This is a genomic window from Deferrisoma camini S3R1 (assembly GCF_000526155.1).
In the GTDB taxonomy this organism is placed as follows: Bacteria; Desulfobacterota; Deferrisomatia; order Deferrisomatales; family Deferrisomataceae; genus Deferrisoma; species Deferrisoma camini.
The window spans coordinates 2,819,253-2,832,416 of record NZ_JAFN01000001.1 but is presented as its reverse complement, the minus strand read 5'-3'; the positions used below and the strand labels follow the sequence as shown (position 1 = coordinate 2,832,416).

Sequence of the window (13,164 nt, the reverse complement as noted above, 5' to 3'; positions counted from 1 at the left end):
CTCAGCTCTCTCCCTTCTCGGGGTCGGTTCGGTTCGAACGGTCCAGATGGAGCTCTGGGTACAGCCGCGCGGCGCAGTCGGGGCAGAGGCTGTGGGTGAAGTCGGCCGGCGTCCGGTCCCGCACGTACACCTCCACCTCCTGCCAGTACCCCTCGTCGCACCGGATCCTCTTGCACCCCGCGCAGATCGGGATCAGCCCCTCCAGGGTGCGCACCTGGGACAACGCCTCCTGCAGGCGGTCACGTTCGGCCGAAAGGTCTTCCTCCCGGCGTTTCAATTCCGCGAAGAGGATTTTTACCGGCTCCTCGAAAGCCGTCCGCACCAGGGCGAGATAGATCAAGAAGAAGGAGGCGAATTTGAAGATGTGGCCCACGAGGTTCGAGAAGCCGAAAACGGAGATGTAGAACGTGAACGATATCTCGGCAAAGATCGTCAGGACGATCGACCACAGGACCAAACGAAACGAAAAGCGGGAAAAAGACGAACTCCGCTTCCATAGAAGCCCCACTGCGGCTGCCAGGACCCCGCTGATCAGGTACTCCATGGACTTCTTGAAAGGCGTGAGGCCCCGGTCTTCAAGGTAGCAATCGGGGAACTCACCGATGGCAATCAGGAACAGCAGAACGGCTGTGGCGATCCCGTACCCCATGAAAACGAGCCCGGGGCGCACCCGGCGGGTGTCAGCAAAAAACGCCCCGCCAACGAGAGCCGATGCCTCGGTTGTGCGCGCGGCGATCCACAGTTGAGTGGGGAGGTTTGCTCCCGCTTTCGGGAACACCCCCATGCCGGAGTAGGCCAGGGTGTGCACGAGGTCGATCAGGCTCACCCACAGGTAGGCCATCCCCACGAACAGAAGATACCCGTTCTGGATCCGGTGCCGGGAGTGCCAGGCGATCAGGAACAGGCAGGTGCCCACCACCACGGCGAACAGCTCGACCAGGCTGTGGAACAGCAGGTAGTTGACCCGGCTGAGCCAGACCAGCGCGACCATCGCGCCGGCCGCCCCGATCGCCCACCCTTTCCATTGGTAAGGGCCCGGCCGAAACCGATCAATCGCGGCATTCATGTCTGGTGGCCTTTCGCCCCGCCCCGCTTGATGAGCTCCCGTGTGTGGGTTGGACCGCCAGGGCCAGGGTCCAGGTGGAACCCTTGACCTTGGGGAGCGCCAGCCGGCCGCCGGGGCTCGCGGCCAAGGCCGCGGCCTCGGCCACGCTGGGGGTGCCCACGGCCCGGCGGACCCGCTCGGAAGGGGTCGGCACCTCCACCGCCTCCAGCACCTCGGCCGGAAACACCCGAAGCGGTACCCCCAGCTCCTCCGACAGGCGGTGGAGGGCGGGCTCGTCGGCCTTGGCGTCCACCGTGGCCACGGCCGCGAGGCTCAGCTCGCTCCAGCCGGCCCGGTCGAGCGCCGCGCGGATCCCCTCCACGACCTCGCCGGGGTCGGCCTCCCGGCGGCACCCCACCCCGGCCACGAGGCACGGGGGCCGGAGGTACAGTGCCGCCCCCAGCTCGGGCCGCAGCCGGGGGGACACCGCCAGGAGCACCCCGGGGAACCCCCGCGCCTCCTCCTCGCTCTCGGTGGCCCGGTCCAGATGGTCCCCGATCCCGTCCAGGAGGGGAAGCCCCCCGGCAACGGGATCGGCCCAGGCCCCCAGGGGCTCCCCGTTCGCCAGGGCCGCGTTCACGGTCGTGAGCCCCTGCCGGGGCTCCCACCGGAACCCCCGCTCCTCGGCCCAGACCTCGATCGCCGGCTTTCCGAGGGCATCGGTGGCCGTGGTGATGACCGGCGTCCCGCCGAGAACCCGGGCCGCCCGGCGGGCCAGGTTGTTGGCCCCGCCCAGGTGACCCGAGAGGATCGGCACGGCGAATCGGCCGTCGGGATCGAGCACCACCACGGCCGGGTCCCGGGTCTTGTCCTCCAGAAGACTCGCAATGGCGCGAACCGCGATGCCGGCCGCCATGACCAGGAAAAACCCCTCCGCCTCCTTCCAGAGCCGGGCCAGGAGCGTCGCGACCGGCTCCCGGAGGGGTTCGTCCCCTTCCCGGGCATACCGCTCCGGCACCCAGGCCCGGCACCCGGGCAGCCCCTCGGCCAGGCGCCGGGCCGTGTCCGCCCCGGCCCGCGTGAGGGCGACGGCGTGAAGCTGTGTGGACATTCGGTGCCCTTTGCCCGGGGAGCCTGTCAGGGGTCCGTTTCCCCTGTTTTCTGTCCTCTGCCCTCTGATCCCTGACACCGGAAGCCATGACGAAACCCCGGGTCGTAGAGCTTGGACCGGGGGAAGCCGTCCCAGCCCTGGAGCCGGGGTCGCAGGGCCTCGCCCACCAGGATCATGGCCTGCCGCCGGAACCCGGCCTCCCGGACCTTTTCGGCGATGTCCGAGAGCGTACCGGTGACCCACGACCCATCGGGCCACGAGGCCCGGTGGACCACGGCCGCCGGGGTTTCCGGGGGGCGCCCCCCCCGGAGGCAGGCCTCCACCACCTCGTCGATCCGGCCCACCGACAGGAACACGCACAGGGTGGCCCCGGTGGCGGCCAGCCGGTCCAGGGACTCCTCGTCGGGCACCGGGGTCCGGCCGGCCAGCCGGGTGAACACCACGGTCTGGCTGACCCCGGGAAGGGTGAGCTGGGTGCCCAATGCCGCGGCCGAGGCAAACGCCGAGCTCACACCGGGGATCACCCGACAGCGGACTCCCGCGGCCTCGAGGGGCGCGATCTGCTCCTGGATGGCGCCGTAGAGCGAGGGGTCGCCGGTGTGGAGCCGCACCACCCGCCGGCCGGCCCGGGCCGCTTCGAGACAGATCCGGGTCGTCTGGTCCAGGTCCAGGGGGGCGGTGTCGTGGATTTCGGTCCCGGGCCGGGCCCACGCGAGAACCGCTGGATTCACGAGACTTCCGGCGTACAGGATCACGTCGGCCGCCTCCACGGCCTCGCGGCCGGCCACGGTGATCAGCTTGGGGTCCCCCGGTCCGGCTCCCACGAACACCACCTCGCCGGGGCGGACGGCGGAAGAACTTCGGTCGTCGGTCGGAACTTCGGTCGTCGGTCGTCGGTCGTCGGTCATTTGTTAGCCACAGATTTACACAGATGGGCACAGGTCGAAGGGGATTGGGCAAGCGCACACCACGAATCGCCCCTACACTCCAAACAGAAAATCCGTGTCGATCTGTGTCCATCTGTGGCCAAAAGGTTTTCGCTTCCAGCCTTCTAGCTTTCTAGCCTTCCAGCCTCACCAAACACACCGGGTTCTCCGGCACCATGCGGTGTCGGCCGGCCACGGGGCGGGAGCGGCTGGCGCGCACCTCGGTGATCTCGGGCTCGAGGGACCGAGCCCGGGTCCACGCGAGCGCCTCGGCCAGGGTCTCCAGGAGCACGGCCGCCACCAGGAGCACCCCGCCGGGCCGGAGCCGCCCCCAGGCCGCGTCCAGCACGGCCGCGAGCCGGCCGCCGCTTCCGCCCACGAACACCCGGTCGGGGTCGGGCAGCGCCTCCAGCGCGCCGGGTGCCTCCCCCTCCACCGGAACGAGCCCGGCGGCTCGGAACCGGCGGCGGTTCTCCCGGATGTGGCTCACGCCCTCAGGGGTCTTCTCCACGGCGTACACGCGCAGGGCCGGCCGCAGCAGGCACGCCTCCACCGCCACCGAGCCCGACCCGGCCCCCACGTCCCACAGCACCCCGGCCTCGGGCAGGTCCAGGAGCCCCAGGGCCACGGCCCGGACCTCCCGCTTGGTGATCAGCCCCCGGTCGTGGGAGAACGCCCCGTCCGGGACCCCCGGGCCCAACGGCCGGGCCGGGACCCCGTTTCGAAGCAGGAGCACCACGTTCAGGTCCGAGCCGGTCCAATCCCGGAACTCCGGCACCGGGCCGCGGGTGACCCTCTCGGTGGCGAGCCCCAGGTCCTCGGCCACCACCATCTCGTAGTCGTCCCACCCCGTGTCCCCCAGGAACGACGCGATCCGGGCCGGGGAGTTCTCCGCGTCCGTGAACACCCCGATCCGCCGCTCCCCCAGAAGCGGGGCCAGGTTCTCCAGGGGGCGGCCGTGGAGGCTCGCGAACCGGGCGTCGCTCCAGGGCTCCCGGGCCCGGGCGAACGCGAGCTGCATGGACGAGACCGCAGGGACGATCTCCACCTCTTCCCGGGGGAACCGCCGGAGCACCAGGGCCGCCGCGCCGAAGAAACCGGGATCCCCCGAGGCCAGGAGGACCGCCCGCAGGTTCGGATCGGCCCCGATCCGGGCCACCACGTCGGTCACCCGGTGATCCTCGAACGGGAGGATCTCGCCCCGGAACCCGGGCACCAGAGCCAGGTGCCGCCGGGACCCGGCGAGCAGGTCGGCCCGGGCGATCCTCTCGGCGACCTCGGCCGCCAGTCCCCGGGCGCCGGGCTCCACCCCGGCCACCAGCACCCTCACGGCGCCCCCTCCCGCGCGAGCACGGACTTGTCGTAGCCGAACAGCACGGCCTCCACCGGCACCCGGCCGCCCAGCCGCTCCCAGGCCCTGCGGGCCACCCGTTGGGTCAGGGCCCGGAACACCCCCCGGTCGCCCTCGGCCGCCAGGCGCTCGAACACCTCCCGGGCCGTGTTGGCCGACCGGGCCGCCTCGGCCCGGTCGGGGGGGAACCCCGCCTCGGCCAGGAGCCGGGCGATCAGGGCCTTGTCGAGGCGCGAGTCCTTCACGTGGGTGGCGAACTCCCCGGCCGCCACCTTGCAGAACTTGGCGAACTGTCCGGCCAGCACCACGGCCAGGCCCCGGCGGGCGGCCGCGTCCAGGCCGTAGCCCACGTGATCCCCCATGAGCACGAACGCCTCCTCGGGCAGGTCGGCGAACAGGGCCTGGGCCGCCTTCTCGCTGGACCGGCCGTGGGCCAGCACCACCCGGGCGAGCCCAACGGCCCGGGCCACGTCGAGCGCCGCGTCGATGGTGGCCCGCCAGGCGTCGTGGCTCATGGGCACCACGATCCCGGTGGTGCCCAGGATGGAGAGCCCGCCCAGGATCCCCAGCCGGGCGTTCAGGGTCTTGCGGGCCACCTCCTCGCCCCGGGGCACCCGGATCACCACCCGGAGCGCGGCCCGTCCCTCGAACCCTGCGGTCGCCAGGGCCTCCCGCACGGCCGCCTCGATCATCCGCCGGGGCACCGGGTTGATGGCGGCCTGGCCCACGGGAACCGCGAGCCCGGGTTTGGTCACCCGGCCGACCCCTTCGCCGCCGTCGATCCGAACCACCGTCCCCGGCGCTCCGGCCTCCAGGGAGCAGGCCGGGCCGGTGTGGTCGTGGCGGCGCACCCCCGGGGGAAGCGGATCGAGGGAGACCGTGGCTCGGATCTCCAGGCCGTCGGTCACGTCGGGATCGTCGCCCGCGTCCTTCACCACCCCGCAGGCCGCCCATCCCTCGCCGGCCTCGGGGTTCACCAGGGCGAACCGGACCGGCCTGGCCTCGGGCCGATCCCAGGGCAGGGGGAGCTCCACGGCCTCCACGGCCCGTCCGAACAGCCGGAGCGCCGCGCCCTTGGCCGCGGCCGCGGCGCACGCCCCCGTGGTGAACCCGGACCGGAGCCTGCGGCTCACGCCGGAGCCCCCTCCAAGGCGGTCTTCATCAGGGCGTTCACGCAGGCCGCGGCCACGTTGCTGCCGCCCTTGTTCCCCCGCACCGCGATCCACGCCAGGTCGGACCGGGCCATCAAGGCCTCCTTGGACTCGGCCGCGCCCACGAACCCCACCACCACCCCGATCACCAGCCGAGGCCGGGCCCGGCCCTCGTCCACCAGCTCCAGGAGCCGAAACAGGGCCGTGGGCGCGTTGCCGAACGCGAACACCGCATCCGGGCAGGCGGCCGCGGCCCGCTCGGTGGCCACGATGGAGCGGGTCAGCCCCCGGTGCCGGGCCTCGTCGGGCACCCCCGCGGCGTTCAGGAAGCAGTGGACCTCGGAGCCCAGCTTCGTCGCCCGGGCCTTGCTCACCCCGGCCCGGGCCATCTCCACGTCGGTCACCACCGGGGCGCCGGCCCGGAAGGCCTCGACCCCGGCCTCCACCGCACCGGGGGACCAGGCCAGGAGGTCGGCGAACGAGGGATCCCCGGTGGCGTGGATCACCCGCTGCACCAGGGCCTTCTCGGCCGGGGCGAACCGGGTGAGGTCGGCCAACGACTCGATGATCTCGAAGCTTCGGATCTCGATCTCGTGGGGGGCGACGTCGTAACCCCATCGTTGCATGGGCGGCTCTCCAGGGGGAACGGAATCGGTCAAGGCGCTTTGGGCCAGTTCGGCCGCCGCCGCCCAGACCCTGGGCTGGACGCCGAGCGGCGGCGTGACCACGACCTCCAGGCCGGGATGGCGCGCCGCGGCCCGCCGGACCCGGGCGGGCAGGTCCCGGGACACGTGGTTCCCGGGGGCCAGGAACAGCGGGACCACCGCCACCCGGTGGGCACCGGCCCCGGCCAGCCGGCCCAGCGCCTCGTCCAGGCCCGGTTGGGCCAGCTGCAGGAACGCCGCCTCCACCGTCCAACCCGGCAGGCGGGCCCTCGTCTCGGTCACCCGCTCGAGCACGAACCGGTTGGCATCGGCGCTGCGGCTTCCGTGGGCGAGGAACAATACGGCGTGGGGCAAGGCGACCTTCCGGGCATCAGGGGGACGATCCGGCGCCGATGCTCACACACCCGGCCGCGGCGGTCAAGCGAACCAAAAGGGAACGAGAGTGCCGTTTAGTGGAACTATTTTTCTCTTGTTTGTGCGGTACCCTCACCTCTCCGGTGGGGAGAGAAGACCCGGAGCCGTTCTTGCATCTTTTGTTCGTCCCTTTCTCATTCCACCGCCTTACGGTCCGGTCGGGCGGAGGCCGGATGCTGCCGGTGGGGCTTCTTTTCCCCGATCCGCACCGGGACCCGCCCTTCCCGGCCTCCATCCTATGTCGCTGTCCGCCGAGGCCCAGCTCCAGCAGCTCGCGAGAAAGGGGGACCGGCGCGGCTACGCCGCGAAGCTTGCCACCGTGGGCCCCCAGTGGTGGTTCCGGATGGACCTGCGGCGGATCGCCCACTACCTGGAGCCCCATCTAGGTTGGGGGGGGCCGGGGCTCTCGCCCCGGCTGCATCTTTTGGCCGGAGCGGTCTCTCCACCCCCGTTCGAGCGGGGCCTGGAGCGGGCCCTTCGCCCGGTGGCGGCCGCGTACCGGCTGCTCCACACCACCCGGGACTGGGACGGGGCCGCCATGGCCGCGGGGCTGGCGTTGGCCGGGGTCTGGGACTTCGGCACCGACTTCGACGCGGCACCCCCTTGGATGTCCCGCGTCGAGGATCTGCTGAGCCGGGGGCTCTGCCCCGAGGCCCGTGCCCACCTGCTTGCCTTTCTGGGGCTTTTCCGGCTGTTCGGCGACGGGGACCCACCCCGTGCCCTGGAGACCCTTCGGGCTCAGTCGCTGGCCGCCCACCAGGCGGCCTGCCCGGAGATGGTTCTGTACGGCACGGCTCTTCGGGCCCTCACCCTTCTCCTGACCGGTCGGCCCACGGAGGCGCAGGTGGTCATGGACGACGCCGCGGTCCACGCGGCGGGCGCGTCCCCCGGATCCCACGCCAGGGCGTACTTCCCCATGGTCCAAGGTATCCTGCAGTGCGGTACGGGCCGGCCCGCAGAGGCTCTCGTCACCCTGGGCCGGGCCGCATCCGTGCTCCCCACGGCGGAGCAGCCGCTGTCCATGCGACTCCAGATGGCGAGCTACCAGCTCATGGCAGAGACACTCGTACGGGGCGGCCTCCCCGAGCCCACTCTGGAGACCCACGTGCGGGAGCTCAGCCTGGCCCTCCACAACCGGTTTCACGGAGCGTTCCTCCACTTCAGCCTCGGCACGGCCTACCTCCGCTCGGGTCGGCCGTACCGGGCCCTGATCCACGCGGATCGGGGGCTGGAGTTCGCCCGAGCGTGCCACAGCCGGGTCCCCCAGCTCATGAACGCCGTGCTTCGGGGCCAAGCCCTGGCCGAGCTCGGGGAGACGGCCGAGGCCGAGACCCACCTCCAAGAGACGCGGCAGCGGTCGCGCGAATGGGGGTTCGGGTTCTTCGCGAGGGCCGCCGAGGTGGAGCTCGCGGCCATCAGCCTGGGGCGCGGGAACAGCGAAGCCGCGCGAAGGCTGCTGCCCGAAAGCGGGCGGGAGGAGGTCCTCTGGACCCCCTTTCGGGACGAGGTCTTCCAGCAGACAATGCGCCGGAAGCTGCGACCTTCCCGGGCCGAGACCTGGACCGCCGGGGAGAGCGAGGCCACGGTGGAGATCCGGACCCTGGGACGGTTCGAGATGAGGTTCGAAGGTCGTCCGATATTTGATCGGCGATGGGGCTCCAGCCGGACGCTCGCCTTGCTCAAGCTCATCGTGGCCTTGGGGGGACACAAGGTGCCCACCGCCGAGCTCATCCTCGATCTTTGGCCCGACTCCGAGGGGGATCGGGGGTACGCCAACTTCAAGACCGCCCTGGCCCGGCTGCGCCGGGTGGTGGATGCGGAGGGCCGAGTCCGTTGGATCCATCTCCGGTGGGGCCGGGTCTCCCTGGCCCAGGGCACCGTGGCCGTGGACGCGCTGGCCTTCGAGCACGCCGCCCGGGACGCGCATCGCTCCGGGGCACCGGCCGAGCTGCTTCGGGCCGCCGAGCTGTACCAAGGGGACTTCCTACCCCAGGACGACGGATGGGGAGCGTTCGTCCGGCGGAGAAACGATCTCAGGAACCTGTACGTTCGAACCGTGGATGCCCTGGGTCGGGCCTGCCTGGCGGGCGCTGACATCCCTGACCCCTTAGATCTGCTGGCCCGTGCCTGCGCCCTCGTTCCCGGGGCCGAGCGCCTGTACGCCCGACGCATGGAGCTGTTCCTCTCCCAGGGGTACCCCGCAGAGGCCCTCCGAGTGTTCGCCGAGGCCGAGGCATGTCTGCGCGAGATTCTGGACACGGAGCCCGGTCCCGAGCTGACCGCCCTGCGAGCGCGCGCCCGCTGACCCTCCCTCAAAGTTTCTCGAAAAAACGGTACACGTTCCCAAACCTGTTACCCTCTGGAGACCCCGCCCCCCGTACTTTATGGAGACCGAGACCCGTGGCGAGGCGGCCCAACCGCTTTTCTGCGGGGCGGATGCCCGGCCGAGGAGCCCCACCCTCCGAACGCGGGAGCGGTCACCGGGAGGGGGTCGAAAGGGGGGCGCAATCCAGCGCGCGGATCGATGGCGGTGCCAAGGGGGCTCGGGAGCCGCCAGGGCGCTTAGCGGGCCGGAGACCCGGGACCGGAGACCGATGACTGGCGACCGAAGACCAAAGTCACTAAGGCCTTTACACGTATCGCCAGGGTACGGGGTGGGCGCCCGGTTCCGGCCGGGCGCGAGCGCCGCATCCGATCGTTTCGCCCTCGCATGCCGTCGCCCGCGCCGTCGGTTCGGGCCCGGACTGCGGGGGGCCGCGAGGTTCAACAGGATTGCAAACGTTTGGGGGGCGCGGCCGTGACCATGGACGGGGACGGCGCGGCCGATCCGCGCGAGGTGGTGCTGCGCTCGGCAGGCTTCGCGTTTCGCCCCCCCGCGGGCTGGACGGCTCGGGCAACCCTTGGGGGGGTGCTCCTGGGCCATGCCACGATCCCCGGCGTGATTCTCGTGTGGGGCCACGGTGCCGGCACCGTGGAAGAGATGCGCCGAGTCTTCACCGCGGGGATTGCCGAAAGAGGCCTGCGGCTCGCGCCGGCAGGCGCTCCGGAAGAGCTGGCCCAAGACGCATTGGGCGGCCCCGTGGAAGGGACGGCCGATCGCTCCTCCCTCCTGGGGTGGGCCGCCATGGCCCTGGCCCCCGAAGGCGGCGGTGCCACCGTGCTGGCCCTGACCTCCCCCGAAGGCTACGGGCCCGCGTACCGGGCGGTGGTAATGCGGGTCGTGGAAAGCCTGCGGTTCCTCCCACCGGACCAGGATCTTGCGGCCCATTTCGTGGGGGTGTGGTGGCACTTCGAGCAACACGGCGTCTCGAGCCAGCGCTCCGCCAGCGAAAGCACCGTGGCCATGCGGGCGGACGGGACGTTTACCACGGGTCGGGAGCCTGGGGGCTCCGCCGAGGACGGCAGCTCCCTCGGTAGGAGCACCTCCTCCGGGCGTTGGAGCGTCCGGGGCACCCTCGAACAGGGGGAGCTCGTGCTCCGGTACCCGGACGGGACCCGAACCGTGGTGCCCTACGTCGTCCACCGGGAGGGAGGAACGGCTTACGAGGGCCGGGAGTACTACTTCGACGGGGTGCTCTATGCCAAGGATGCCAAGCCGTGATCCCCCGTGGGGGCCGGAGAACAGCAACTAGAGACCAGAAACTAGAAGTTTTGGGCACCTGCGGGCTAAGCGGGCGGGCGCCGCACCAGGCCCCCTGCCCCCCCGGACCATGGGGTGGAGGCGAAGAGGCATGGTACTGCCTGGAACGTGTGGGAAATCTGGAGGTTTTCAAGCCTCCCAGCGTCCTAGCGGAAGTTACTGAGAAGGCGAGGTCGGCAAGGAGTCTGCCATGGTGAGGGCGGTGGGGGTGCTCGTGTCTGTGTGGTGTATGCTGGCCGCCCCAGCCGGCGACGCAGCGGCCGCGCTGCCTCCGGCCGGACCGCACCCGGCCGGGCAGCCGATCGGGTGGACGGCCGAGCCGGTGGCGCGGGTCGTCTCGGCCACCGTCTACTACCGGGCCGTGGGAGCCCGGCGGTACCTGTCGGTGCCGGCGGCGGTGGAGCAGGGACGGGTCCGCGTGGATCTGCCGGCGAGCGCCGCCGTTCCCCCGGGAACGGAGTACTACCTGGAGGTACGCACCGCCGACGGCCGGGTGGTCACGGACCCCCCTTCCCACCCCCGCTACAACCCGTACCGCCTCGAAGTGGCTGCCAGCCCCGCTCCGGTGCTGGCCCCGGCCGGAAGCGGTCCGATCGCCGGCGGCCAGCCCCTGGTGTTCCGATCGGGGCCGGTCGGGGGTGGCACCCGGTACTTTCTCGACGGTGCCGAGGTGACCGGTGCGGTGGAGGTCCGAGGCGACACCGTTCGTTACCCCCCCCCCGCGGACCTGGAGCCGGGGACCCACGTGTTCGCTGCCGAGGACAGGGCAGGCCGGCGGGTGGAGGTGCCGGTCCGGGTGACCGGGACCCCGGCAGGGGGCCCCCGGGGGGTCCTGGGGCTCAACGGAAGCCTGTCGTTCAACTACGGCTACAACGCCCGCAGCCGGGGCGGAGCCTCCGGCGACCGCCTGTCGGGCAACCTCAACGTGGAGGCCTACGCGGAGAAGGGGGAGTTTCGGGTTCGGTTCTCGGGGGTGAACCTCCAGTACGACAAGGACGCCCCCGACCCGTTCACCCTCTCGTCGGGGTTCCGGCTCGAAGCCGCCTACGGCGAGCAGCGGCTCGAGCTCGGGGACGTCACGGTGGACGAGACCCCCCTGACCGTGGCCGGGCTGTCCCGCCGGGGAGCCCAGCTCCACCTGAAGGTGGGCCGGGCCGAGGTCCGCGCGTTCGACGTGCGCACCGACACCGTGGACGGGTGGGAGTCGGGGCTGTTCTCGTCCGGACGGGAGAGCCAGACCTACGGCGTCTCGGTGGCGGGTCCGCTGCTTGCCGACGGCCATCTGGACTTCCACCTCACGGCGCTGTCGGGCCGCAACGAGAGCCCCTCGGGCGCGTACGACCAGAGCAACGGAGGGCCGCAGGAGGGGGACACCGTGGGTGTGCGGGTGGAGAGCGCCTGGGGCCCGGTACGTCTCGACGGCCAGTACGCGTACAGCCGGTTCGATGACGACACCTCAGCAGGGGAGGGCAAGAAGGGCGACGCGGCCTGGGAGATTCGGCTCACCAGCGACCTGGGGTTCGGCACCCTTGACCTGGGCTACCTGCGTTACGGCACCGACTACGCCACCATCGCCGCCCCGAGCTTCACCGGAGACCGGCAGGGGGCCGACGGCGGATTCTCCACCCGGATCGGACCGGCGTCGTGGGCGGTCTCGGGCTCGTTCACCGAAGACAACGTGGGCCGCGACGCCTCGAAGCCCATCGTGCGCAGCGTGTCAGGCAACACCAGCCTGGGCTGGCGGGGCACCCGCGGGGTGTCGATGAACCTCGGGTACGGCATCGCTCGTCAGGACAGCCGAGACGAGCCTCCCGGGACCACGGGGGTGGACAACCTCAACCAGCAGGTGTCCCTGAACCTGGCCCACGCCTACGGGCCGTGGAGCGGCGCCGTGGGGGGCAGCCTCGGCTTTCTCGACGACCGCTCCGCCGCCGGCAACGACACCGACACCCGGTCAGTCACCTTGACCACCGGGCTGTCGGGCTCCGCCGGCTCGGCCAACCTCAGCCTCTCGTTCAACCAATCGATCACCGACGCCAAGACCGACCGGTCCCGCCTGGCCTCCCTCACCCTGGCCGTGCCCGTGTGGCCCGAGTGGGTCGACCTGTCGGGACAGGTGTCGTACCAGCTCGCAGACGCGAGCGACGGGTCGGTGGACACGGTGACCACGGGCGGCAGCGTACGGCTGGCGTGGAACGTGGACCGGCTGCTGGCCGGGGCCGACTGGGTCGACGTGCAGCTGGCGGTCACCGGCGAGTACAACCGGGTGGACGACCGGCTCGACGACGCCAACGACAGCAAGGAGTACCTGACCTTCCTCACCTTCAACTTCGGCGCCCCGTACCGCTTCGGCGCCGAGACGGAGTGGTGACCATGTGGAGGAGAGCGGTCGGGTGGTGGGTGGTGCTCGCCCTCGCGGGGTGTGCCGGGGGCCCCCGGCCCGACTCCGCGGCTCCCGTTGCCCCGCGGTTACGGGTGACAGGGGGCGCCACCACCGGCCCCCTCACCCTGACCCGGGTGGAGATCACCCTCGACAACGGGTTTGGGTCGGCCACGGTGGAGCGCAACGGCCGGATCCGCGCCCGGGCGGTCATCAATCTCTCGGGCAACGGGGTGTTTCGGGCCACCTGGCTCGTGGACGGCCGGCCCTTGGAGCAGGTCCAGCACCTGGTCACCTACGGCACGACCCTTGTTCTGGAGACCGGGGAGGACACGCCTCTGCCCACCTTCGAGCCCGGCACCCACTGGGTGACCCTTCGTATCGACGAGCCGGCCGGGGACATCGAGGTGCCCGCGGTGCGGTATTTCGTGAAGTGACGGGGAACAGTGATCCGTGATCGGTGATCGGTTCCGTGCACCTT

10 protein-coding genes are annotated in these 13,164 nt (G+C 71.5%); 4 read left to right on the top strand and 6 right to left on the bottom strand.

Annotated elements, in window-relative coordinates:
• Position 1: 1 nt before the first annotated feature.
• The 6 genes from DEFCA_RS0112400 to DEFCA_RS21565 all read right to left on the bottom strand — a co-directional run bounded on the left by DEFCA_RS0112400 (position 2) and on the right by DEFCA_RS21565 (position 6,603).
• Entirely contained in the window at positions 2-991 is a 990-nt protein-coding gene (locus DEFCA_RS0112400; protein ID WP_025323342.1) for an MASE3 domain-containing protein, read from the bottom strand.
• Positions 992-1,049: 58 nt separating this feature from the next.
• The gene (locus DEFCA_RS0112395; protein WP_025323341.1) at positions 1,050-2,156 is read right to left on the bottom strand and encodes a cobalt-precorrin 5A hydrolase; all 1,107 of its coding nucleotides are present in this window, start codon (positions 2,154-2,156) and stop codon (positions 1,050-1,052) included.
• Positions 2,157-2,182: 26 nt separating this feature from the next.
• A complete protein-coding gene (gene cobM, locus DEFCA_RS0112390; protein WP_245693476.1) occupies positions 2,183-2,980 on the bottom strand; it encodes a precorrin-4 C(11)-methyltransferase in 798 nt (265 codons plus the stop codon).
• Positions 2,981-3,215: 235 nt separating this feature from the next.
• Positions 3,216-4,412: a precorrin-6y C5,15-methyltransferase (decarboxylating) subunit CbiE gene (gene cbiE / locus DEFCA_RS22305; protein WP_025323339.1), complete on the bottom strand. Its 1,197-nt coding sequence runs from the start codon at positions 4,410-4,412 to the stop codon at positions 3,216-3,218.
• On the bottom strand, positions 4,409-5,566 hold the full coding sequence (gene cbiD, locus DEFCA_RS0112380; RefSeq protein WP_025323338.1) for a cobalt-precorrin-5B (C(1))-methyltransferase CbiD: 1,158 nt from the start codon (positions 5,564-5,566) through the stop codon (positions 4,409-4,411). Before cbiD ends, cbiE begins: the two co-directional genes overlap by 4 nt.
• Positions 5,563-6,603 carry a precorrin-8X methylmutase gene (locus DEFCA_RS21565; RefSeq protein ID WP_084319161.1) on the bottom strand — a complete coding sequence of 347 codons (1,041 nt, stop codon included), beginning with the start codon at positions 6,601-6,603 and terminating at the stop codon, positions 5,563-5,565. Before DEFCA_RS21565 ends, cbiD begins: the two co-directional genes overlap by 4 nt.
• Before the next feature lie 298 nt (positions 6,604-6,901).
• On the opposite strand from DEFCA_RS21565, the gene DEFCA_RS0112370 reads away from it, so the two are divergent.
• From DEFCA_RS0112370 to DEFCA_RS0112355, 4 genes are all read left to right on the top strand, one after another.
• Entirely contained in the window at positions 6,902-8,968 is a 2,067-nt protein-coding gene (locus tag DEFCA_RS0112370; protein WP_025323336.1) for an AfsR/SARP family transcriptional regulator, read from the top strand.
• Positions 8,969-9,460: 492 nt separating this feature from the next.
• On the top strand, positions 9,461-10,264 hold the full coding sequence (locus DEFCA_RS0112365) for a hypothetical protein (RefSeq protein WP_169709575.1): 804 nt from the start codon (positions 9,461-9,463) through the stop codon (positions 10,262-10,264).
• Positions 10,265-10,493: 229 nt separating this feature from the next.
• Positions 10,494-12,674, top strand: a complete 2,181-nt coding sequence (locus DEFCA_RS0112360) for a hypothetical protein (RefSeq protein WP_025323334.1) — start codon at positions 10,494-10,496, stop codon at positions 12,672-12,674.
• A gap of 2 nt (positions 12,675-12,676) precedes the next feature.
• Complete coding sequence (locus tag DEFCA_RS0112355; RefSeq protein ID WP_025323333.1) at positions 12,677-13,120, top strand: hypothetical protein; 444 nt, start codon at positions 12,677-12,679, stop codon at positions 13,118-13,120.
• Positions 13,121-13,164 lie beyond the last annotated feature (44 nt).

What these genes read in the sequence shown, in the direction of transcription:
- DEFCA_RS0112400 (WP_025323342.1), bottom strand. Translation starts at nt 991, where the DNA reads ATGGTCGCGCTGGTCTGGCTCAGCCGGGTCAACTACCTGCTGTTCCAC.
- DEFCA_RS0112355 (WP_025323333.1), top strand. Translation starts at nt 12,677, where the DNA reads ATGTGGAGGAGAGCGGTCGGGTGGTGGGTGGTGCTCGCCCTCGCGGGG.
- DEFCA_RS0112360 (WP_025323334.1), top strand. Translation starts at nt 10,494, where the DNA reads ATGGTGAGGGCGGTGGGGGTGCTCGTGTCTGTGTGGTGTATGCTGGCC.
- DEFCA_RS0112395 (WP_025323341.1), bottom strand. Translation starts at nt 2,156, where the DNA reads ATGTCCACACAGCTTCACGCCGTCGCCCTCACGCGGGCCGGGGCGGAC.
- DEFCA_RS0112370 (WP_025323336.1), top strand. Translation starts at nt 6,902, where the DNA reads ATGTCGCTGTCCGCCGAGGCCCAGCTCCAGCAGCTCGCGAGAAAGGGG.